The following is a 24,047-nucleotide window of genomic DNA, read 5'->3' as shown; positions in this document are numbered from 1 at the left end:
CCTCTCATTTTTCTTTTGTCTATCTATATTTGCTATACTTCTTTATAAGTATTTAGTTGAACATCTAAAGTAGGTGAAAACATGAAAGATCGACATAGGGAATTAATGCGTCTTCTATTAGAAAACCATGGAGGGTTTTTTCTTGTCAAAGAATTAGCTGATCGGTTAAGTTGCTCAGATAAAACGATTCGAAACGATTTAGATTTTCTACAACCCTATATAAAAAAAGAAACAAATGGGTCGCTCATTCGAAGACCTGGACTTGGAATCCAACTAGTCATAGAGGATGACGATCGTGATTGGCTTTATCAGAAGTTTTCATTTCAAAATAGCAATCCTGTGGAAATTTCTCAAAACGAAAGGTTGCTTGAGCTCGCATATAAGCTATTAACAGCAAGTGAACCGATGACATTACACGCTCTTTCTACCAGTCATTTTATCAATCGCTCGGCTCTTAGAAGAGATCTCGAACAAATCAACCGATGGTTAGAAACCATGAATTTAACCTTACATTCAAGACAAAAAGTAGGAGTAATGATTGAAGGGAAAGAACGGTCACGTCGAAGCGCTCTTGTTAATCTAGGTAAACTTGTACAAGATGAGACACTTATTCGTCCGTTCTTAAAGAAGCAGTTCACATTATATGAAATAGAGCTCGTCGAAAAGGAATTACGAAACCTGCAAGAAGAGCACTCGATTACGTATACAGATGAATCTTTCGAAAACCTTCTTTATCATACCCTTTTTATTATTAAAAGAACTAAACTACGCCAACCGATCCAAGTTACCGATAAGGAAGAAGAGCAAATCAAAGAATATGAAGAGTATGAGTGGTCAAAATCTATTCTTAAAAAGCTAGGCATCGTCTTTGTCGTCCATTTTCCAGCAGGTGAGGTTGCTTACCTTGCCCTTCATTTAATAGGGGCTAAACGCACTGGTGTTTCGATCATACGAGAGCCAGAGGTGGAAAGACTTGGATTAGCGTTAATCAATAAAATGACTGAAATGACGAATCTGTCTTTTAATGCTGACTCTATCCTTTTGGAGGGTCTTTTGGTGCATCTGTATGCGGCTTTAAACCGCATACAGTATGGGCTATCTGTGTCTAATCCTATGCTTCAAGAGATTAAAAGCATGTATCCCTACTTGTTTGATTTATTACTTCAAATAACAGAAGAAATGAAGGATGAGTGGAAATTATCGGTTCCAGAGGATGAAATAGCTTATTTAACCCTTCATTTTGAAGCTGCGGTTGAGCGGTTACAATCCAATCGTGGAGAAAAGAAGAATGTGGTGATTGTTTGTCATTTAGGTGTTGGGATGTCTCAACTGCTACAAACAAAGCTTGAACGGAAATTTTCTTCTTTGACAATTTTAAACTGTATAGGACGTACAGCATTACAAGATTTTCTTAATCACCATCAAGTGGATTTTATCATCTCTACAGTTGAGTTGGAGCGTCACTCGATTCCCCATATTGTCATTTCACCACTTCTTAATATTGAAGAGGAAAGTAAGTTGAAATCCTTTATGGGAGAATTGGATCAAGCAAACCGTGAAGAAAGGCGCAATGCCGTATTTTCTACTTATCTTCAGTCGGATCTTGTGTTCGTTCAGCATGATGAAAATCACCGCTATAAAGTCATTGAAATGCTCTCGAATGCTTTGTATGAAAAGGGATTTGTAAAAAAAGAATATGTGCACAATGCTCTTGTAAGAGAGCGAACCTCTTCAACCGCAATTGGTTCTGGCATTGCAATTCCTCATGGTAACCCTAACCTTATACATAAATCGGGTATAGCGGTTGCCGTGTTGAAAGAGCCGATTGAATGGGAAGATGAGCAGGTTAATTTGGTATTTCTATTAGCTCTTGGAAATCAAGGGAATGGCGTTACTCGTGAGTTGTTTAGGGAGATCTCCTCAATTAGTGAGCACCCTTTTTTCTTAAAAAAGTTAACACAACAAAAAAGCGCAAAGGATTTTATCAATTGTCTGGAAACAAATGTAACTGAGAAATAAAGTCTACTTTACCGAAAGCTCCGGTAAAATATTAACTCTTTTTCATTCTAATCTTACGTTACGATTTATGTAAGCGATTACGAATGAAGAGGGGGATAATAAATGAAATTGTTAGCGATTACATCGTGTCCAAATGGAATTGCGCACACTTACATGGCAGCTGAAAATCTTCAAAAAGCAGCCGATAAGTTAGGCATTGAAATGAAAGTTGAAACTCAAGGATCAATTGGAGTAGAGAATGAGTTTTCTAAGAAAGACATAGAGGAAGCCGATGGCATAATTATTGCGGCAGATAAAACGGTTGAAAAGGGACGTTTTATCGGTAAAAAAGTTCTCATAGTTGGGGTTCAGGACGGTATACGTAGGCCTGAACAGTTAATTAACAAGCACCAAAATGGTGAGGTGCCGGTATTTAGTTCAGGCGGTAAAGAAAATGAGGATAAGAAGGATAAGAAAGATAAGCAAAACCCAATTTATCGCCATCTCATGAATGGTGTATCTTATATGATCCCGTTTATCGTTGTAGGGGGATTATTAATTGCTATTGCCTTAACAATAGGAGGAAAGCCGACAGAAAGTGGTCTTGTCATTCCTGAAGATTCATTCTGGAAAACAATTGAACAATTAGGTGGAGCATCATTCACATTCATGATCCCTATCCTTGCTGGTTTTATTGCCTATAGTATTGCTGATAGACCTGGTCTTGCTCCAGGGGTGATTGGTGGATATATCGCTGCAAATGGAAGTTTCTATGGAAGTGAAGCTGGAGCAGGTTTTATTGGTGGTATGATCGCTGGCTTTTTGGCTGGTTATGTAGCACTAGCCATTAAACGTATTAAGGTACCTAAAGCAGTACAGCCGATTATGCCAATTATCATTATACCTGTTTTTGCGTCGCTCATTGTTGGGTTAATATTCGTCTTTATTGTAGGGGCTCCAGTTGCACAGGTATTTGAATCATTGACGAGCTGGCTATCAGGAATGCAAGGAACAAGTTCGATTCTTCTAGCCGTTATTCTTGGAGCAATGATTTCCTTTGATATGGGAGGGCCTGTTAATAAAGTTGCATTCTTATTCGGTGCTGCAATGATTGGGGAAGGAAATTATGAAATCATGGGGCCAATCGCGGCCGCCATCTGTATCCCTCCAATCGGGATGGGACTTGCAACATTTCTTAAAAAGCGAAAATATGAAGAAGCCGAGAGAGAAACCGGAAAAGCATCTTTTACAATGGGACTGTTCGGCATTACTGAGGGAGCTATTCCCTTCGCTGCTCAGGACCCAATTCGAGTGATTCCGAGTATTATGGCAGGGTCAATTACAGGATCCGTTATAGCGATGATGGGAAATGTAGGAGATCGGGTTGCTCATGGTGGACCAATTGTAGCGGTTCTAGGTGCAATAGATAATGTATTGATGTTTTTCTTGGCCGTTATTGTAGGAGCATTTGTAACAGCTATTCTAGTTAACTTATTGAAAAAAGATGCTGTTGTCGAGGTAGCTGGAGTTGGTATGGAACTAAATAGTGAAGAATTAGCGGAGAAGCAGCCTACTCAAAATATAAAAGAGCCTCAATCTACCGCAACCGAAATCACAAAACTTACAGATATTACGAATGAAAGGCTCATTGACATTGAACTAAAAGGCTCAAATCGTGACGATGTAATCGATGAGATGATTGCGAAATTAGAAGGAGAAGGCGTTATTGATTCAAGCCACCAATTTAGAGACGCAATCATTAGCCGTGAGAATGAAAGTTCGACAGGAATCGGAATGAATATCGCTATTCCACATGGAAAATCTTCTGCTGTACGTGAACCACGCGTCGTCTTTGGATTGAAACCAGAAGGAATCGATTGGAACAGCTTAGATGGAACAAAGGCTCGATTAATTTTTATGATTGCTGTTCCGAAAGAGAGCGAAGGAGATGCTCACTTAAAAATTCTTCAAATGCTTTCACGTCAATTGATGGATGATCAATTTAGAGAAAATCTTTTAACAGTTCAAACAAAGAAAGAAGCTTATGATCTATTAGAACAAATTAAATAAACGTTTAATTAAAAATAGAGTGCGGACCTTATAAAGGTTTGCGCTTTATTTTTTTGACGAAAAAAGGAGTATTTTGAAATGTGTCGAATGTTTAAAATTGGAATATGATTTTACGGATTGGGGTGTCAGAGTGATTGAATTAAAGAAAAAGGGAGAATCGATTAACCTTTCTAAATCAAGCATGCCTCTGGGAGAGATACTGGTCAATCTTAATTGGAGTATAGGAAGCAATGAGCAGCCCTCAGGTTTTTTCTCAAATTTTTTTAAAAACAAAACACAATCTCAACATACAGATCTTGATCTTGGTTGTCTCTATGAACTAAAGAATGGAAAGAAGGGGTGCGTTCAAGCACTTGGAGATGCCTTTGGGGCGTTTGAGCAAATTCCTTATATGCAATTGGATGCGGATGATCGAACGGGTGCAATTGCTGGTGGAGAAAACTTGCGAATTAATGGGAGCCGTATTTCAGAAATCAAGCGCGTTCTCATTTATGCATTTATCTATGAAGGAGCAGTAAATTGGTCAGAAGCTGATGGCGTTGTCACGTTAACATACGATGATGGAGAAGATATCACTGTGAAGTTAGATGAGCATCGCAACGGGCAAAATATGTGTGCCATTGCCATGATCGAAAATATCAACGATAAAACATTTAAAGTAAGAAGGCTTGTAGAGTACTTCAGTGGACATCAACAAATGGACCGGGCCTACAAATGGAAGATGAAGTGGACGGCAGGATCTAAATAGTTTTCATACAAAAAAGGAGAAACACATGACAAGAATTTGGTTTAATCGATGGTTTACAACAGTGGCACATTACATAGAACTGATTCGCCATAACAATGATGGAAGAGTGTTCGAAGTATATGGTTCACATCCAAATGAAGATGCTTTGTATTTACAGTATTGTGATCATGGCTTCGTCGAACCTGATCTACATGGTCAGGAGTACGTTGAGTATTGCCTGCAAACGTGTATCGACAAGAAGATCGATTTGTTTATCCCACGTAAAGAAAATGTCCTCATCTCAAAAAACCTTTCGAAATTCCACAGCATTGGTGTGAAAGTTCTCGTATGTAATGCAGAACTAATGGCTCTCATGGACAACAAAGCGGCCATGTACCAATCCATTCTTATAAAAGAAAAAGAGCTAGGAAAATCAATCGTGCCTCTTCCGGATTATGCAGTTGTTAACAAAGTGGAAGATTTCAAAAAAGCGTATCATTTCCTTCGAGAGAAAGGTCACACCGTTTGTTTTAAGCCTGTTATCGGTGAAGGTGCGAATGGTTTTCGTGTGATAAAAGAGGAGCAGGAAACGATTGAAGAGCTTCTGACAGAAGGGGTTTCGAGAAGGATTTCGTATGAACATGCATGCTCAATCTTAAGTCAGCAAGAGTCATTTCAAGATTTGATGGTACTAGAGTATTTAGATGGATATGAATATAGCATTGACTGCCTTGCGTACAATGGCGAACTACATCTTGCTATCCCTCGAAAGAAGGTAGAAGGACGAGTAAGGGAACTTGAGGAAAATGAGGAGTTACTTCAAATTGCGCGGGCGATTCATCAAGAGTATCAAATTGATTATATTTCAAATATTCAAGTGAAGTTCAGCAATGGCATTCCAAAGCTTCTTGAAATTAATCCAAGGATGGCCGGCGGACTAAACATTAGCTGTTTATCAGGCATTAACATTCCTTATGAAGCGATCAAGTTGTTACAAAATGGTGGAAATGAATTTCTAAAGTTAGATCCCGCAATGGGAATACGCGCCAGTCATATCGAAAAAGAAGTTGTTCTTTCTTAATATGAAGGAGGTAACCAGATGAGTATTACATTAATGAAAAAGAACGCAGGTATTGTGTTAAAGAAGAAAAATCTTGATCAAGTTGTCGCAAGAGTAGGACTTGTCCTAGATATCAGCGGATCGATGCGAAAACTATATAAAGAAGGTACTGTACAAAAAGTAGTGGAACGTGTTCTTGCGGTAGCAAGTCAATTTGATGATGATGGCTTACTAGATGTGTGGGTATACGACAACGAGTTCAGTCGATTGAAGCCTGTTACAGAATTTGATTTCGAAGGATATGTGGATCGCCAAATTCTTTCGAACGACCTTGTCCATAAATTTGGAAGGAACGATGAACCGCAAGTAATGGAAGACGTGATTGGGAAATACGTTAATGAAGACCCTTCTAACGAACCGGTATTTATTGTGTTTATTAATGATGGCGGCTGTAAACGTGGCATTAAGAAAGCCATTGTTGAATCCTCAGACCAACCACTTTTTTGGCAGTTTATTGGTATAGGAGATTCGAATTTTGACGTGTTAGAGAAATTGGATACAATGACGGGAAGATTCATTGATAACGCCAACTTCTTCCATATAGAAGATATTGACCGTACAAGTGATGAAGTGTTGTACAATAATCTTCTAAATGAATTTCCAGATTGGCTGAAAGAAGCAAAAGAAAAAAAGATCATTCAGTAACGTTAACAGAATCGACAAAATCTTTTCAATTTATCATTGTTGACCAAAGGCTAAAGGAATCATTTTAGTAGAAAATATGTTAGTTTTATATAGAAAGAATCGGTTTTAGTGTTTGCAGCAAATTTTTTTGTTGAAACATGAAACTTTCTGAAGCCTGGCGCGTATTACAGAATAGGCAGTTAACTAGTAAATCTCATATGTACCATTTCATACTTCATTAAGAACTTAAATCTACTAACAGGAGTGAAACGATTTGACAATTTCTTTGCAGAAAGGTCAACGAATTGACTTAACGAAAGGAAATGCCGGCTTATCGAAAATTATGGTTGGCTTAGGCTGGGATCCGGTTGAGCAAAAAAAGGGTGGTCTTCTAGGCGGTCTCTTTGGAGGGGGAAGCGGCGGAGCTAATATCGACTGTGATGCTTCGATTCTAATGCTTGAGGATGATAAGTTAACTTCTAAGAAAGATTTAATTTATTTCGGTAACTTAAAGAGCGCGTGTGGAAGTATTAATCACACAGGTGATAACTTAACGGGTGCCGGAGACGGTGATGATGAACAAATCATGGTCGATCTTGGAAAAGTGCCACAACGAATTACGAAGCTTGTATTTGTTGTTAATATTTATGATGCTGTAAAACGTAAACAGGATTTTGGTATGATTCAGAACGCGTTTATCCGCGTGGTGAATCAGACAAATCAAGAAGAGATGCTTAAATTTAATCTTACGGATAACTATTCTGGTAAGACAAGCCTATTCGTTGCAGAAATCTATCGTCACGGTAGTGAATGGAAATTTGCTGCTATTGGAAATGGAACGAACGATGCTGGCTTAAGCGACATTGCGAAAAAATATTAAACTACTAAAATACTAAAGGGGCTGACTAGCATGGCTGTATCATTATCTAAAGGACAAAAAGTAGATTTAACGAAAACGAATCCAGGTCTATCAAAAGTTATTGTAGGACTTGGCTGGGACACAAATAAATACGATGGCGGTAATGACTTTGACCTTGATGCAAGTGTTTTCCTACTAGATAGTAACGGTAAATGCTCATCTGATAAAGATTTTGTTTTCTACAATCAGACAGAAGGCGGCGGCGGTTCTGTTGTTCATACAGGAGATAACCGTACAGGTGAAGGTTCAGGAGATGACGAGCAAGTAAAAGTTCACCTTCAAGATGTACCTGCTCAAGTCGAAAAGATCTCATTTGTTATCACAATTCATGATGCAGAATCACGTAATCAGAACTTTGGCCAAGTATCAAATGCATTTGTTCGCATCCTTAACGAAGATTCAAACGAAGAGCTCATTCGTTACGATCTTGGAGAAGATTTCTCAATTGAAACGGCAATCATTGTAGGGGAACTTTATCGTCATAACGGCGAGTGGAAATTCTCTGCAGTTGGTTCAGGTTATCAAGGTGGACTTGCTAGAATTGCAACTGATTTTGGTTTGCAAGTCGGATAAATTCTTCTTTTGGCAAGAGGGACGTTCCCTCTTGCCATTCCAATATAAACGCGAATTGGGGGATCATAATGGGCATTCAACTATCTAAAGGGCAGAGAATTGACTTAACAAAAACGAATCCTGGACTCGTTAAAGGACTTATTGGACTTGGTTGGGATACGAACAAATATCAAGGTGGATCAGACTTTGATTTAGATGCATCTGCATTTCTAGTAGATGTCAATAATCGTTGTCAAGATGATCTAGATTTCATTTTTTATAACAACTTAGAGCATCCAAGCAAATCAGTTATTCATACAGGTGACAACCGCACTGGTGAGGGTGATGGAGACGATGAGCAGCTGATCGTGGATTTTTCAAAAATTCCAGCTCATGTTGATAAAATCGGGATTACCGTTACAATTCATGATGCGGAATCACGTCATCAAAACTTTGGACAAGTATCCAATGCTTTTGTTCGTCTAGCGGATGAATCAACAGGAGAAGAGCTGTTGCGCTTTGACCTTGGTGAAGACTTTTCAATAGAAACGGCTGTTGTCGTTTGTGAACTGTATCGCCACGGGAATGAATGGAAGTTTAACGCAATCGGAAGTGGGTTCTCAGGTGGCCTTGCTTCGCTTTGCAGAAATTATGGCCTTGAGGTTTAAGGCTTAGCTAGTTGACATTAGGAGGAAACATCAAGTGGAAATCTTACAAGAAATTCTAAACACATATGCCTCTTTCTTTGATTGGGAAATGTGGGGAGAAGTTTTAACGGACCCTGTTGCATGGGGGCTTATTGGTACATTGGTTCTTCTGGAAGGGTTGTTATCAGCTGATAACGCACTCGTTCTTGCCGTTATGGTAAAACACCTTCCCCCAGAAAAGCGTAGAAAAGCGTTAACGTATGGTTTAATAGGCGCTTATTTCTTCCGATTCTTATTTATTGGGATCGGGATGTACCTTATTAAATTTTGGTGGATAAAAGTCTTCGGTGCGGCATACCTTGCCTGGATTGTGATTCAACACTTCAGAAGTAAAGGTGGAGAAGAAGGCACAGAGGGTATGAAAAAAGATACCTGGCTTGTACGTACATTCGGGTTGTTCTGGGCTACTGTTATTTCAGTAGAATTAATGGATATCGCGTTTTCTGCTGATAGTATCCTAGCGGCATTAGCCATTTCAGAACAAGTTTGGGTACTGCTTCTTGGAGGAATGATTGGTATTCTTCTTATGAGAACTGTTGCGGGTGTATTCCTTAAATTGATTGAAAAAGTACCTGAAATGGAAAATACAGCATTTGTATTAATTGCCATTATTTCAGTGAAGATGTTCCTGAGCGTGTTCCACATTGAAATTCCTCACGTAGCTTTCTTTGGGATCATTGTTCTTGCTTTCCTTGGAACATTTGTTGTTCATTACATTAATAACCGAAATCGTCCTTACGCAGAAGAAACAGCTTCAGCAAAAGAGAACGAATAGCAGAAAGAGGAGGAGACGCGGGTGCTCTCCTTCTTTTTTATACAATGAAACCAAAATTTTGATATAAAAGATCATAGGGGGTGAAGAAGCTGGAATATTTTCAATACCTATCACCGATACAAAAAGAGCATATTTTCTTTAAGAAACCATCTCCAATCCACAAACATGTAGCTCGTGAACAGCTCGCCTATGCGGTAGGGGCTGCTTTGTATATGCCTGCCATTCGAAAAGACATTGCCACTATGGTGATTCAACAAAAGTACAAAGAAGTGGTCACGATCGTTCTCGATCTTGAAGATGCAATCGGAGACAACTGTGTAGAGGAGGCAATTGACCAAACCGTAGACCATCTATCGGCTATTGAAGATGCGATGCTACAAGAGCGACTGAATTGGGAGAACTTACCTCTCTTATTTATTCGCGTCCGCTCTTCCAATCAATTAAAAGAAGTGGCAAGAAAATTAGGAACTTCTATTCTTTATTTAACAGGATTTGTGTTTCCTAAGTTCACAACAAGTAATGGTAGAGAGTACTTACATACTTTACGAGATGTGGAAAAAACAGCGGGAACGCGGCTTTACGGCATGCCAATATTAGAGTCTCCAGAACTTTTTTATAAGGAAACTCGCTACACGGAATTCCACTCTCTTTCATTGCTGTTCAAAGAATACGAATCTTCCATCCTAAATGTACGGATCGGGGCGACAGACCTTTGTGGACTTTATGGGATTCGCCGCAGTGCACAATCAACGATTTATGATATTTCTGTTATGAGAGATTTTATAGCAGATGTGGTCAACTATTTTGGGAGAAGCTTTGTGGTTTCTGGTCCAGTTTGGGAATATTTCAATAGTCGCCAGGAATTAAGAGAGCGAGGAGATCAGAACATCTCTGATTATAATACTGGACTATTAAATGAGACCTTACTTGATTTAACGAATGGTTTAATCGGAAAAACGGTTATTCATCCCTCACACCTTAACGTTGTTCAAAGCGTAAATGTTGTATCAAAGGAAGAGTACCTGGATGCGATTAGTATCCTTGAGAATGCAAATGGAGATATTGGAGTTCTAAAAAGTAACTCTCAAAACAAAATGAATGAGATTAAGCCACATTATAAGTGGGCAGTGAAAGTTATGACGAAATCATTGATCTATGGGGTGTATCATGACAAGTACAATTTCTTCAAAATGCTTACCGAAACAATACCATATTCCGATCCTGTCGGATATGAACGTTAATCTTGAAATTACTCAAAATGCGTTAGATCTTCCAATCTCGGAGTTCTTCAATATGGCAGCGCGCATCAATAAAAAACGCGGTTTTTTATTTGTTAGCAAAATACTTGGCAAGCATCTTCCGGTTAATCCTTATAAACCACTGCTTGCTTCAGGACTGCTTGCTTCTACTTATTATGAACGGGTCACAGGGCACTCAGTTAATCACCTTTTAGAAATTCGAGATGGATTTTTAAGTGATCAAAACGAAGACATTCAAAGAGCTTACGAAATGTTGCGAAGGAACTCCCTTGCTCTTCAAGAACCTCCGATTGTCATTGGATTTGCTGAAACGGCCACAGCCCTTGGTCATGGAGTATTTGATTGCTTTCAACAGGGTTATTATATCCACACAACCCGAGAGAATGTAGGTGATCTTGTACCAGAGTTCAACTTTAAAGAAGAACACTCTCATGCTGTAGACCAGCGCTGTTATGCCAATCGCTCGATCCTTGAGAAACCGAATCCCATCATATTGGTGGATGATGAAATTACGACGGGCAAAACATGTCTTAACATTATTCACGAGCTTCACGCTAAATACCCTCGCGAGCATTACGTTGTTCTTTCTTTATTGGATTGGCGATCGGAAGAACATATGGAACAATATCAGGCATTGGAGAAACAGCTAGGCATAACGATCCGAGTCGAATCACTACTTAAAGGGACGATTGCGTTTGAAGGCCATCCACTTGAACGCCCAATCAATGACTTTTATTCAATTGAAGCTTCAACTGTAGAACCGTTTTTTCATCGAATTAACCTTTCATCGGAGTTTCGATCCTTACCCGAGAATGGCTACCTTTCTTATAGTGGGAGGTTTGGCATTAACGAAGCGGATAAAGCAGTGATAGAAGAATCATGTCAGAAGGCTTCGAAGCTTTTAAACAAAGAACCACTTGGTGGAAAAACATTATGTCTTGGAACGGGCGAGTTTATGTACATTCCAATGAAGATTGCCTCTTACTTGGAGGGAGATATCTCCTATCATTCTACTACGAGAAGTCCTATCCAACCCGTTAATCTTGATAATTATGCCATTACAGAGGGCTTCACTTTTCAAAACCCAGAAGATCAAGCTATTCAACACTATGTTTATAACATTCCAAAAGGTGAATATGATGAGGTCTTTGTTTTCTTTGAAAAACGTGTGTCAGATGAGAATGTTATGGAGATCGCTACATTATTAAATGAGCGAGAAATTAAAACGGTTTATATCGTAACGTGTTCGTGAAGAAAGGAATGAATGAATTGACTGCACAGATTACTAGAATGGGAAGCTATCCTGAGCAAGATGTCACTTTTCTTTTAAAAGATTTATCAGAGATAACGATGGAAAAAAGCACAGATGAGAGAGAGCAAGCGATTCAACAAGGAACTCACTATTCAGAGATGCTACCAATTGAATATAAGCCGACCGAAGAATACATGAAGCTGTTTTACGCTTCACTTGAGGAAACAAAACATAAAGTCGCCGTAGCCGTAGGCGTGGTAGCCGAACAAATTGTAGCGGAAAGAGGGTTTCAAACCGTACTGGTTTCTTTAGCTCGAGCAGGAACGCCAATCGGAGTTTTGATCAAACGCTATCTTGCTTATAAGTACGATCAAAATTTCCCTCATTACAGCATTTCAATTATTCGCGATAGAGGGATTGACGAGGAAGCACTTCGATATATTTTAAATAAACATCCTGGCTCTTCGATTTCATTTATTGATGGTTGGACGGGTAAAGGAGCGATTACAAACGAATTAACGAAGTCGGTTTCTGAATTCAATAAATTGACGGGGGCGAATCTATCCAGTGAGTTAGCTGTTTTAGCTGATCCTGGAGACTGTTCTTCTCTATTTGGTACCAGGGAAGATTTTCTTATTCCAAGCGCCTGTTTAAATTCAACTGTTTCAGGACTTGTAAGTCGCACTGTGTTAAATAACCGCTGGATTCATGAAGGGGATTTTCATGGAGCGAAATACTACGCTGAGCTTGCTTCAGAAGATGTATCAAATTTGTATATTGATACGATTTGCAGTCAGTTTCCTTTTATAGATAACGACGTGAAAAGCAGAGTAGAAGCGATTACGAAGCAGAAACGGAAGCCTGAGTGGAAAGGACTAGAATCAATTGAGAATATTCAGCGCGATTTTGGTATAACGAATCATCACCTCATTAAACCAGGTGTTGGAGAAACAACGAGAGTTTTACTGCGACGGGTACCATGGAAGATCCTCGTTCATCCAAACGCTGAAATGAACCTTGAACATATTTTGATTTTAGCAAGGGATCGGGGCGTACCAATAGAAGAGTACTCTTCTATGTCTTACTCATGCTGTGGACTTATTCAGCCAATGGAGAAAGAATAATGAGAGCATTTGCGAGCGATTTAGATCGCACCTTAATTTATTCTCATCGAATGATTGAGCCTGGTGCTGTGCCAGAAGTTCATTTGATTGAAACGCTTGATGGAAAAGACATTTCTTATATTTCGAGTTATTCACGTAAAGCTTTGCAACAATTGAATAATGAAATCTTCTTTATTCCTGTTACAACGAGAACGATTGAACAATACCAACGAATTACGCTGTTTCAACATACCATTCAACCAGAGTATGCTGTGACAAGTAATGGAGGCCATATTTTAAAAGATGGGAAAGTTGTAAAGGGATGGTCAGATCAGTTAAAAGCATCCCTAGAGACGTGCTTATCTCTTCCTGTTTTTATACGTCAACTAGAGGCTCTAATTACAGGGAACTGGGTGGATCGCATTCGCCAGGCAGATTATCTCTTTGTTTATCTCATTATTCGACGTGATCAAGTGTCACGAGAAGAACTTTCTGCTTTGTTTGAATGGGCGCGTGAGCAAGGTTGGCAACCGAGTCTTCAGGGAAGAAAGCTTTACTTTGTTCCAAATCCAGTAAACAAATGGAAAGCGGTTGAATATTTGAAGGATGAGCTAGGGCTTTCTTATGTTTATACAGCAGGAGACTCCCTATTAGACTATGAACTTATTAAGTATGGGGACAAGGGATTTGTTCCGTCGCATGGTGAAGTTCTTGAAAGCTATCCAAATTTACATAAAACAGAAGCACATGGAATGGCTGCTTCAGACGAGATTCTGTTATCCATTACGGAAGACTTGTCGTTAAGCAAGCTACTTTCAGAACAAAACAGTTAAGCATGGAAGAAATAGTATGTTATTCTGAAAGATAGAAAATGTTATATTGAGACAAAGACTGCGACCACGCTAAACGAACGCGCTATACTAAAAATCGTATGAATGTAAGGAGGCTTGATCCTAATTGGCCATCCTCCGGAAAGGAATGAGAAAGCGGGGAAAACATCATGAGTCACTATGATCAAATTCTGATCAAGAAAGCATCGCTTGATGATGATGATTTAAAAGAACGACTATTTCAGTCGTTTCCAGAGCGGGATTCTTATGAAAATGGAAAAGAGTTAAGGATTACACAAATAGTGGGACGATTCTTGGGAAGCTACTATGATGAGAACGACTATTTTCTACAATTACACGAACTGTATAAGTCAAACGAGATTCACGTGTTAAGTGAAGAATTAAATAAAGTGATAAGCCCTGAACGACTTCAATCGATTCAATCGATTCATGCGATCAACCAAAAGGAAAACGGTCTCTCTGCGAATCGATTCGTTGCATTCTTAGAAGGCGCTAAGCTTATTCCTTCTCATCAGAATCCGGCGTTACATCGCCATGTGCGAAAATCATTAATAGCAATCCTTGAGCTTTTTGAAAAACGACATCAAGGCGGTTTTAGTCATCCTGAATTCCGTCGAGTTCTTGTTGATTTAGTGAAATGGACATGGAATCATCTCGATCCGTGGCTAGCAGAAACTGAGTTTGAAATAAAAATGCCAGGGGTTGTATGGTACGGAGAGGCTACAACAAGTCAGCAATATTTCTTGCTTTATTTAGTAGAGCTAGGTTGTGATGTGCTTTATTTTCATCCTGAAGGCATTGATTCGTTTTATGAGCTTGATCCTGATGGAGAATTAATGGAGAAGCGTAAACTTCCTGCAACCACTAAGCTTGAACCTTTTCCGATTGAAAAGCCGGAAAGACGTTCTACTGTCGCCTATCGAGCAACGAAAGAAATGGAGACGGTCCTTCATCATGAAGGGTCACAATTGTTTAAACCATGGCAATTAAGAAGTTATGCTCCAAAGTCCGTCACATTAAAAACTACCTATGATGAACTGTTTTTAATTGCAAAGGAAAAAGCATTCATTCGGCCAAGTTTCAAAGTAGAAAACGGAACCGTTCATATCCCTTCGTTATTCGCCAAAATTATGGGAGTTTCCGAGAATAAGAAGGAATATTGGAACAGACTTCAAGATATAAGCGAAACAAAATCAACTGTTATGATTCGTCAATTCCCTTTCACCCAGGAAACACGAGCAAACCAGAAGTTTCATTATCAGCATGCCTTGAATCAAGAAAATGTACTGGATCCGGAAATCATGATGCAGGGAAACTGGTGGCAGTATAAGCACTTGCCAAATGAAACACAGAAGGCAATTGGACAGGCGATTTCGAGAATGTGTAGCAATCCTAAGCTACTTCCTGAAGGCCATGAGTCAGAAGAAGAGATAAAACTTTACCTTTTCTCACAAACAACCAAAATTCCTGATGAGTTTGTTCATTTAATGCAAACGTTTGATTATTCTCAGGAAGTCCCGAAAGTTGTTTTATATAATACGGAAATGAACGGAACGCTGTCTCGATCAGATGCAGCGGTCTTACACCTGCTAAATGAATTTGGAATCGATATTATTTTATATAATCCACCTGGACACCAGTGCATTGAGCGCTATATAGATTCCAATCAGTTTGATATTCACTGGTTAGAAGAAATGGCATATCGTCAAGATTTTAAGGAACCTTCCGTTTTTCGTAAGCTGTTTAAATCCATTAAATTATAATTAGGGGAGTGATCGTCGATGACGAATGATACAAGTTTAACAACGCTTGATAAAAATGAAGAGATCACAGAAGCTAAGGCAGAAGATGTTCGGCTGAAACTTCGCGAAGAGCAAGAAGTTCAGAAGCTTGCTGGTGAAATTGATGTAAGAGACCAAATGGCTTTACTTGAATTTGGGAAAGAACCTGCTGTTGAGATCTCGAAGTTCTCCGATAAAATATTATCGATGATGCGCACAACGAGCGTTACAGATTCTGGCGAGATGCTGAAGCAGCTCGGAAAAATTATGGACAGGTTTGATAAAAAAGATTTCGAAGAACCAAAAACAGGATTCCTTTCGAAGTTCTTCAAAAAAGGCAACGATATGGTTGAAAAGATTTTTGGTAAATATCAAACGCTTGGTGGAGAAATTGAAAAAGTACATGTTGAAATTTCGAAGTATAAAGATGAAATGTCACGGTCAACAGGTACGCTAGATGAAATGTATCAGCATAATCTAAACTATTATGTCGAGTTGGAGAAATACGTCGTTGCAGGGCAGATTAAGCTAGAAGAGCTTCAAGACAAAGTCCCCGCTATTCAACAAAAGGTTAATGCTGGAGATCAAATGGCTCAGATGGAACTGGATACGTTGAATAATGCCATTCAGACGCTTGAAGAACGAATATATGATCTTGAAATGGCGAGAATGGTTGCGATTCAAACCGCTCCACAAATTCGTCTGCTACAACGAGGAAATACAAAGCTAATCGGAAAGATCAATTCAGCGTTTATTATTACAATCCCCGTTTTCAAAAATGGTGTCATACAAGCTGTAACAGCAAAGCGTCAAAAGCTTGTTGCTGACTCTATGAATGAGTTGGATCGTCGTACAAATGAAATGTTGAAAAACAATGCGCAGAATATCTCAAATCAAAGTGTTGAGATTGCGAAATTGTCAGGAAGACCAAGTGTGAAGATAGAAACGATTGAGGAATCCTGGAACACAATCGTCAAAGGGATGGAAGAAACGCGTGCGATAGAGGACGAGAATAAACGTCTGCGAGATGAAGGTACGAAGCGTATTTTAGAACTCCAAGATAATATGAAGAAGATCGGAAATAATTCAGGTCGATCCTAAACAAAAAGGAAAGGAGAGCAAAGCGGCTCTCCTTTCCTTTTTGTTAATTTTTTAAATTTCCCTTACGATCCTGATATTCGCCTTTCGACTTATCTCGCTTTCCTTCTTCTTGAAGACGATGGTCATTCTTTGCATTCCCAATCTGATCTTTTACTTCACCTTTTGTTTTGGAAACAGCACCTTTTACTTTGTCACTTAACCCTTTATTATTACTCATAAGATAAACCGCTCCTTTCCTGTTTCTATAAAAGAAAATACCCCATGAAAGGAGTTGCCAAACTGGCATTTCCTTCATGGGGTGAAAAATAGTCATTTAGTTGGATTTGTCTTTCACTGGCTTATTCGTCCATATATCCGATTTTAAGCCTTTAATCGTATCGGCATAAAACTGTGGATCTTTCCCAGCTTTACGCTGCTCTCGATAATCTTTAAGAGCCACAAAGGCAACTTTACCAATAATCGAGATAACGATTAAGTTAAGAAGGGCCATAAGACCCATGGAAAGATCGGCCATGCCCCATACGATACCGAAACCGGCTTTCGCACCGAACATTACCATAGCGAGCACGGCGAGTCGGTAAATAAGAAGGGCAGTTTTGCTTGATTTAATAAATTCAATATTTGTTTCACCATAATAATAGTTCCCAATAATTGAACTAAAAGCGAATAAAAGAACGGCGACAGCAACAAAGATTCCAGCCCCGCTGCCTAAATGCTGGTTCATTGCTTCTTGTGTCAGTTGGACGCCATCTAGTTTTGAGTCAACATAACCGTCTGACATTAGAATCATAAAGGCTGTAGCTGTTGCAATCAGTAGCGTATCAACGAACACACCAAGCGCCTGAATCAGACCCTGTTTTACCGGGTGAGAAACGTCTGCAGTAGCAGCTGCGTTTGGTGCACTACCCATACCGGCTTCGTTAGAGAAGAGGCCACGTTTAATACCTAGTAGCATTGCTGCTCCAACTCCGCCTCCAGTCACTTCTTTAAATCCAAATGCGTGTTGGAAAATAAGTGCAATCATTGCAGGGATTTCAGTAAAGTTTACGATTAGAACAAAAGCCGCAACGATGACGTAAATTCCAGCCATTATTGGAACGATGATTTGTGAAACAACTGCAATTCGACGAACACCACCGAAAATAATAATAGCAGTTGCCACGGTCAAGATCGCACCCAATACCCATCGATTGACATCGAATGAATTTTCAAAGGCAAGGGCAATCGTGTTTGATTGAACAGAGTTAAATACAAGCCCGAAACTGAACGTAATTAAGACAGCGAAAATGATTCCTAACCATCTAGCATTTAGCGCGCGCTGCATATAGTAAGCAGGGCCACCTCTAAAGTCATCGCCATCACGAACTTTATAGATTTGGGCAAGTGTACTTTCAACAAATCCACTTGCAGAACCGAGTAGGGCAATAACCCACATCCAGAAAACAGCACCTGGCCCACCGATACTTACGGCAGAGGCTACGCCGGCAAGGTTTCCAGTCCCGACACGGGATGCCGTACTAATAAAGAAAGCTTGTAAACTCGAGACTGAGTTTTTTCTTCCTTTCATCGTGTCTTTTTCAGCTAACACATGGAACATTTCACCAAAAAGGCGAAATTGAACAAAGCGTGAGCGAATCGTAAAATACAATCCGACACCAATAAGAATAACAATTAAGACATTCGACCAGATCAGTTCGTTACCGGCATCAACAATCGTTTTTAGAATATCCATATGTAAGTCCCTTCTATAAAAGATTTAGGAAAGAGGAATGAGAGATAGTATCACACTTCCCTTATTTGTTCAGAATCTAACGCGAGCAAGGAATCTTTTTAAAAAAAATGGAAAAAATACGGTATTTTCTGACAATAACAACATTACGTTAGAATCTGTTGCACAAAAACCCATTATACATGTTTTTAGTGAGATTAGTGATTAATGATGTTAGATAATCTAACATCATAAAATATAACAGTCTTTCTATTATCCTCAAAGAGTAAGGTATAATGAAAGACAACCTATTAAGACTACTGATCATCTATAAAAAGGAGTTTTATGATGGTAGAATGTGATGTGATTATTGAAAGCGAAAATCAAATTAGTGCGACTCTTTCTTTACCTTCTGGAAGTGGGGAGCAGTATCCTGCTGTTATAATGATTCACGGTAGCGGTCCTATCGATCGTAACGAAAATGCAAAAAAACTAAAAATGAATACATTTAAAGAAATGGCAGCACTTTCGAATGAAGAAGGTTTTGCAACGATCCGTTATGATAAGCGGGGAGTTGGTGAGAGTAAAGGAGATTATTATAAAGCGGGATTTTTTGATTTTATTGAGGACGCTGTAGCTGTCGTTAATTTTGTTAAATCTCATAGAAGCATTGATGAAAATCGAATCTTCCTTCTTGGTCATAGTGAAGGTTGCTTAGTAGCACCGGTTGTTCATGATCGTGTGCCAGTACAGGGAATGATTCTTTTATCTCCATCTGCAGAGCCCCTTGGTGAAACCACTGCCTGGCAACGAGAACAAATGAAAAGAGATATGCAAACGATCGACGGTTTTCAAGGGTGGTTGCTTCGATTAATTAAGGCTGATCAAAAGCTCGATAAAATGAATGAAAAATTGACGGAAAAAATTAAGGGTACAGATGCCGATGTCATTCACTATAATGGTCAGAAAATAAATGCAAAATGGAACAGAGAACACGAACATTTTGATGTTCGTGAATATTTAACAAAAATAGACTGCCCTGTTCTCACAATATCGGGTATGAAAGACGTTCAGGTAAAAAGTGAGCAGGCAGAAGTTGTGTGCAACCTTGTAAAAGGGGAGTGTGAAAGTCATATTCTCCCTGACGTCACACACTTATTGCGCAAAACAGAGGTACCTGATCGGTTCTCGAGTATTATGAATGATTATAAAAATCAAGTAAAGCAACCGATCGATCCTGAATTAAAGCAGCTGGTATCAGACTGGCTAAGAAAGCACTAAAAGGAAAAGCATATTCCAAGGGAGGCTCGCCTCTCTTAGAATACTTTATTAGGAATCTCTATAGGCAAGGAAGGATTGTTCGCTTTATTCCTGTGCAACAGAGTGGTAGAATATAGGTGGAAGGTATTAAATTCAGCTCTGCCCGGGAGGGATTTCAATGATCGAGCAACCTCAAAGTGTTACTGTCATCTCGAATCAACGACAAGTCCAATTACGTGTTGAACGCCTTGCGATTCATCACAGAATGAAAATTCTTGAAGCAGAGAAGGCGAACGGAAGTAAATTCTATCTATTTTTCTATAAAGACGATTTTATTACTGGCAAAACGGCCGAAGTAAAGAGTGATTCTCTCATTGAAAAAGCATTTCAAAAAGGGATCGTTCTTCATGCATCACATCCGCTTATTGATCATTTTTTATCTGATCGAACATTTCTTCTTAAATCCACAAAGCAAGTCTTTCAATCTGTTCAAAACCGTTACACTCCTCAAGAAACATCCTTTATTTTCTCTTATTTCGACTCATTTCTTTCCAAAGAAACGATTATAAAGTTAATGCGAAAGCACTTCTACGATTATCGACGAAACGGACAAATGCGCTTAGCGTTTCAAATTTTAGCTACCATGCTCCATTATGAACCGACAAATAAATGGGCGCTCGAACTGGCCCGCAAGTTAGAATATCAAACAATCCGTAGCATATATGAAGGAAACCACAATGAGCTTGTAGAGGCAGACCCCCTGTTTGCTGAAATTCAGGCTTTCGATGATTTGAAGTTGAATCAGACTTATCTTGAATCGCTTTATCGTAAAGAAAAACGTTTGATTGAGCTATCCGCACTACGACTCCATCTTTTTCTCCATTCTCCTGTTGAGGAGAACGTGGATCCACAAAAACTTATACATGTATCGCTCTCAGAATCTGAAAGAGCCCGTTTGCTTTGGTTACTGTATGCTGAAGCACCTCACCATTTACCACTCAGAAAAAACGCTTTTGAAGCACTCATTTATTTAAATAAAACAAGCGAAGCGATTCACTTACTATCACAAAGACAGGGATCGATTGCGCAAAGTGAATATGAGCTTTTACTTCAAGCGTTTCAAGATGACAGTATCCCGATTACGTCTATTGAATTCACATCTCTCCAAAGCTTGCTCGAACTTAAGGACAATCGCTCTTACTTGGACGGTTTGCTCCATGCGCTTATCCCTAGAATGCTCCATGAATTTGGTTTAAGTTACGTCTATAGCTGGGTGAAGCCTTTTATGGAGAAAAACCAGGATCTATCTATATTATCCACTGTGCAAACGATGGTAGAGATTCAGGACGATCCGGATAAGCAATTTCAGCTAGGCAAGCTTTACCATAAAATGAAACAATATGATGAAGCGATCACCTGTTTCGATTGGGAGATGGAGCTTCATCCAACTGACCCAACTCCAGTGCAATGGTTAACGAAAGTTTACCGGGAGATGGGAAAGGTAGAAGAATCCAATACGTATATGTCGATCTATTCACAGATGCAAAGAATTTCACAGCAATAGCGCGGGCTCAGCCTGCGCTATTTTTTCTACTCCTAGTGCACAGCGAAATGATTGAAAGGAAGAGATGGACGCGATTCTTGTTAATATTTGATAATTAATAGCAGATTCATATAAACTAAGTGTCATCAATACGATTATTTTAAGCTTGTCAGGAGCGAGGTATGGAAAATCAAACGAGTTATGCGTATGACATTATCCAAGTGTGTTTATTAGCGGGAAAGGTTATGCTCCAAAACGGTGGTGAGACGTATCGGGTTGAAGATACGATGACGCGAATAGCGGACGCTTATGGTGCAGCTCATTCGAATAGTTACGTAACACCTACGGGTATTATTTTTTCAATAGAAGGTCCTGAGCCTTCCAAAACACAGTTGATCCGGATCTCAGATCGAACAACTGATCTCGATAAGGTGACAAAAGTAAATAGCATTTCAAGACGAATCAGTAGTGGCGACCTATCGATTCAAGAAGCTTATAATGAGCTTTATCGTCTCGACAAGATGACAGAGAGATATACTTTTCCAAAACAATTGATAGCTGCATCGGTCGCTAGTGGTTGTTTCTTAATTATGTTTGAAGGGCAGTGGGATGATTTTGTGCCTGCAGTCCTTGCGGGCGGAGGCGGATTTTATAGCGTAACGCTATTTAATCGTCTCGTCCCGATTAAGTTTTTTTCTGAGTTTCTTGCTTCATTTATTATCGGTCTTCTTGCTGTCTTATTTGTTACATTAGGACTTGGTGAACAACTCGATAAAATTATCATTGGATCGGTTATGCCCCTTGTTCCCGGTTTGTTAATTACGAATGCTGTAAGAGATTTGATGGCTGGACATCTCATTTCCGGTTTATCAAAAGGAGCAGAGGCTTTTCTAACAGCGTTTGCGATCGGTGCGGGTATTGCGCTTGTTGTATCATTTTTGTAGAAAGGAAGTAAGCAAATGACATTGATTGCTCAGATTTTAACGAGCTTTGTGGCAAGCGCAGCTTTCGGCTTGTTATTTAATGCCCCAAAATCCTCTCTTATTAAAGGTGGGTTTGTGGGTATGTGCGGTTGGATGATTTATTACGTGATGGAAGCATCAGGAATTGATGTGGTTGTTGCAACAGTGACAGCTTCCTTCTTTATTGCGGTTATTAGCCAGGTTTTCGCAAAAATGTACCGAACACCCGTTATTATTTTCAGCGTAGCGGGTATTATTCCACTTGTTCCTGGTGGACTCGCGTATGATGCGATGCGGAATTTTGTTCAGAATGACTACAACAATGCCATTAATCTTGCAGCAAAAGCCTTTATGATTTCCGGTTCCATTGCTGTTGGATTAGTATTCTCAGAAGTAATTAACCAAATCATCCGTCATTCGACACTTACGAGACGTCAAAAGCAGTGAAAAATAGTTCGTAATCCTTTTGCAATCTATCCAGACCGTATGATACCGTTTAAACAGATGGCTCTGTCGAACGGTGTCAAATAATGTTAGTATCTGGGGGAGGATCAATGATGAAAACCTATCCCCATCTCGGATTGTTAACAATTCGATTGGTCGTAGGTATGCTCTTTTTTGCTCATGGTTATTTAAAGTTTTCAGAAGGCATTGCAAACACAGTAGCTTTCTTTGAAACAATTGGGATATCTGGATTTCTGGCTTATGTTGTCGCTGTTATTGAATTAGCAGGAGGGGTGCTCATGATTCTTGGCATAGGAACGCGCCTCATTAGCGTGCTGTTCTCTATGATCCTAATTGGTGCACTTCTGACTGTGAAAAGATCAACGGGGATGCTTGGCGGATATGAATTAGATATCGCTATTCTAGCGATGTCGCTCTCTCTGTTTTTAAGCGGTGGCGGTCCGTATAGCCTGTCCACCTACCTCGTGAAAAAAGGCTGGTCGTTTCATAATGATCAGAAAGCGGAAGGATTAAAAAGGAAGTGAGTGAATGGCTAAGCCTAAGTTAAAACGCAGTGTCAGATGGTTTTTCTTCATAATAGCAATTGTGCTTGTTCTTTTGGTGATTAGCCTTCGATTTAAGCCATTCGCTGATACGAAAGGTTTTCAATTAGAATCTCAGCCTGTTCTCGGAGAAGAGACGGCACCAGTTGAATTGGTTGCATTCGGTGATTATAAATGCCCTTCCTGTCAATCGTTTAATCGCTCTTTTTTTCCTTTGCTTCAAGAGAAATTGATTGCAACAGGTAAAGTGAAATTTTATTTTGTCCATCATCCTTTTCTAAATGAGGATTCAACGAGAGCGGCTGAGTTTGCTGAAGCGGTTTACCAAGAACTTGGAAACGACGTGTTCTGGCAATTTCATCATGTTGTCTATGATGAACAACAGGATGGAAAAAACAAGTTAACGCTCGCCTTTCTCACAAATATCCTTAGTGGCCTAGTGAGTGAAGAAGAAACGGATAAGGTCGTAGAAGCTTATAAAAGTGGAGCTGGTAAAAAATCAGTAAAAGCGGACATTGCTTATGCCCAGAAGAACAATGTGCCTGAAACATCTACCTTATTTGTGGATGGTAAACGCTTTGATGGAAGCAGTTTATCAGAACTAAATCAATTGGTTGAGGAATCAACGAATGAATAAACAGAAGACGTCATTAGGACGTCTTTTTTATTATGATCGTGTTAATCAAACGTTTGTTTAATAAAATTGATGTTAATTAAACGTTTGATTA

The 24,047-nt window shown here is 39.4% G+C and carries 22 protein-coding genes and 1 pseudogene; 21 read left to right on the top strand and 2 right to left on the bottom strand.

From position 1 onward, the window contains the following. The first annotated feature begins 81 nt into the window (after positions 1-81). The 15 genes and pseudogenes from LC090_RS19890 (at position 82) to LC090_RS19820 (ending at position 16,839) form a co-directional block, all read left to right on the top strand. Entirely contained in the window at positions 82-2,019 is a 1,938-nt protein-coding gene (locus tag LC090_RS19890; protein ID WP_226659895.1) for a BglG family transcription antiterminator, read from the top strand. A gap of 102 nt (positions 2,020-2,121) precedes the next feature. Next, positions 2,122-4,068 carry a PTS fructose transporter subunit IIABC gene (locus LC090_RS19885; protein ID WP_226659894.1) on the top strand — a complete coding sequence of 649 codons (1,947 nt, stop codon included), beginning with the start codon at positions 2,122-2,124 and terminating at the stop codon, positions 4,066-4,068. A 124-nt stretch (positions 4,069-4,192) separates the two neighbouring features. After that, a pseudogene (locus LC090_RS19880) lies at positions 4,193-4,816 on the top strand (TerD family protein); the annotation flags it as partial. A 25-nt stretch (positions 4,817-4,841) separates the two neighbouring features. Next, complete coding sequence (locus tag LC090_RS19875; RefSeq protein WP_226659893.1) at positions 4,842-5,876, top strand: ATP-grasp domain-containing protein; 1,035 nt, start codon at positions 4,842-4,844, stop codon at positions 5,874-5,876. An 18-nt stretch (positions 5,877-5,894) separates the two neighbouring features. Then, positions 5,895-6,560: a vWA domain-containing protein gene (locus LC090_RS19870; RefSeq protein ID WP_226659892.1), complete on the top strand. Its 666-nt coding sequence runs from the start codon at positions 5,895-5,897 to the stop codon at positions 6,558-6,560. Between the two features lie 253 nt (positions 6,561-6,813). Next, positions 6,814-7,419, top strand: coding sequence for a TerD family protein (locus LC090_RS19865; protein WP_226659891.1), 606 nt, complete (start codon positions 6,814-6,816; stop codon positions 7,417-7,419). Between the two features lie 30 nt (positions 7,420-7,449). Further along, the gene (locus tag LC090_RS19860; RefSeq protein ID WP_226659890.1) at positions 7,450-8,031 is read left to right on the top strand and encodes a TerD family protein; all 582 of its coding nucleotides are present in this window, start codon (positions 7,450-7,452) and stop codon (positions 8,029-8,031) included. Between the two features lie 68 nt (positions 8,032-8,099). Continuing rightward, positions 8,100-8,678, top strand: coding sequence for a TerD family protein (locus LC090_RS19855; protein ID WP_226659889.1), 579 nt, complete (start codon positions 8,100-8,102; stop codon positions 8,676-8,678). An 88-nt stretch (positions 8,679-8,766) separates the two neighbouring features. Continuing rightward, positions 8,767-9,492, top strand: coding sequence for a TerC family protein (locus LC090_RS19850; RefSeq protein ID WP_255648230.1), 726 nt, complete (start codon positions 8,767-8,769; stop codon positions 9,490-9,492). An 80-nt stretch (positions 9,493-9,572) separates the two neighbouring features. Then, entirely contained in the window at positions 9,573-10,733 is a 1,161-nt protein-coding gene (locus tag LC090_RS19845) for an HpcH/HpaI aldolase/citrate lyase family protein (protein WP_226659887.1), read from the top strand. Next, positions 10,660-12,003 carry a phosphoribosyltransferase family protein gene (locus tag LC090_RS19840; RefSeq protein WP_369522776.1) on the top strand — a complete coding sequence of 448 codons (1,344 nt, stop codon included), beginning with the start codon at positions 10,660-10,662 and terminating at the stop codon, positions 12,001-12,003. The genes LC090_RS19845 and LC090_RS19840 overlap by 74 nt, the downstream gene beginning before the upstream one ends. A 38-nt stretch (positions 12,004-12,041) precedes the next feature. Continuing rightward, entirely contained in the window at positions 12,042-13,127 is a 1,086-nt protein-coding gene (locus LC090_RS19835) for a cysteine protease StiP family protein (RefSeq protein ID WP_425590681.1), read from the top strand. Continuing rightward, entirely contained in the window at positions 13,127-13,939 is an 813-nt protein-coding gene (locus LC090_RS19830) for an HAD family hydrolase (RefSeq protein ID WP_226659885.1), read from the top strand. Before LC090_RS19835 ends, LC090_RS19830 begins: the two co-directional genes overlap by 1 nt. Before the next feature lie 167 nt (positions 13,940-14,106). Next, the gene (locus LC090_RS19825; RefSeq protein ID WP_226659884.1) at positions 14,107-15,720 is read left to right on the top strand and encodes a YceG family protein; all 1,614 of its coding nucleotides are present in this window, start codon (positions 14,107-14,109) and stop codon (positions 15,718-15,720) included. 18 nt (positions 15,721-15,738) lie between these two features. Then, positions 15,739-16,839 (top strand): toxic anion resistance protein, encoded by a 1,101-nt coding sequence (locus LC090_RS19820; protein WP_226659883.1) that lies wholly within the window; start codon positions 15,739-15,741, stop codon positions 16,837-16,839. A gap of 43 nt (positions 16,840-16,882) precedes the next feature. On the opposite strand, the gene LC090_RS19815 is transcribed toward LC090_RS19820, so the two are convergent. Next, entirely contained in the window at positions 16,883-17,056 is a 174-nt protein-coding gene (locus LC090_RS19815; RefSeq protein WP_226659882.1) for a CsbD family protein, read from the bottom strand. A 96-nt stretch (positions 17,057-17,152) separates the two neighbouring features. Next, a complete protein-coding gene (locus tag LC090_RS19810) occupies positions 17,153-18,571 on the bottom strand; it encodes an alanine/glycine:cation symporter family protein (RefSeq protein WP_226659881.1) in 1,419 nt (472 codons plus the stop codon). A gap of 321 nt (positions 18,572-18,892) precedes the next feature. Here LC090_RS19810 and LC090_RS19805 point away from each other — a divergent pair, with 321 nt between their 5' ends. The 6 genes from LC090_RS19805 to LC090_RS19780 all read left to right on the top strand — a co-directional run bounded on the left by LC090_RS19805 (position 18,893) and on the right by LC090_RS19780 (position 23,956). Continuing rightward, positions 18,893-19,828, top strand: coding sequence for an alpha/beta hydrolase family protein (locus LC090_RS19805; protein ID WP_226659880.1), 936 nt, complete (start codon positions 18,893-18,895; stop codon positions 19,826-19,828). Positions 19,829-19,985: 157 nt separating this feature from the next. Then, complete coding sequence (locus tag LC090_RS19800) at positions 19,986-21,371, top strand: tetratricopeptide repeat protein (protein ID WP_226659879.1); 1,386 nt, start codon at positions 19,986-19,988, stop codon at positions 21,369-21,371. Positions 21,372-21,532: 161 nt separating this feature from the next. After that, positions 21,533-22,294, top strand: coding sequence for a threonine/serine exporter family protein (locus LC090_RS19795; RefSeq protein WP_226659878.1), 762 nt, complete (start codon positions 21,533-21,535; stop codon positions 22,292-22,294). A gap of 15 nt (positions 22,295-22,309) precedes the next feature. Next, a complete protein-coding gene (locus tag LC090_RS19790) occupies positions 22,310-22,759 on the top strand; it encodes a threonine/serine exporter family protein (RefSeq protein ID WP_226659877.1) in 450 nt (149 codons plus the stop codon). Positions 22,760-22,866: 107 nt separating this feature from the next. Then, positions 22,867-23,301 carry a DoxX family protein gene (locus LC090_RS19785; protein ID WP_425590679.1) on the top strand — a complete coding sequence of 145 codons (435 nt, stop codon included), beginning with the start codon at positions 22,867-22,869 and terminating at the stop codon, positions 23,299-23,301. 4 nt (positions 23,302-23,305) lie between these two features. Beyond that, positions 23,306-23,956: a DsbA family protein gene (locus LC090_RS19780; protein WP_226659875.1), complete on the top strand. Its 651-nt coding sequence runs from the start codon at positions 23,306-23,308 to the stop codon at positions 23,954-23,956. Positions 23,957-24,047: the final 91 nt, after the last annotated feature.

This window comes from Guptibacillus hwajinpoensis (assembly GCF_020524165.1).
Classification (GTDB): Bacteria; Bacillota; Bacilli; order Bacillales; family Guptibacillaceae; genus Guptibacillus; species Guptibacillus hwajinpoensis_D.
The sequence above is the reverse complement of the archived record's forward strand: the minus strand, read 5'-3'. Positions and strand labels throughout refer to the sequence as shown.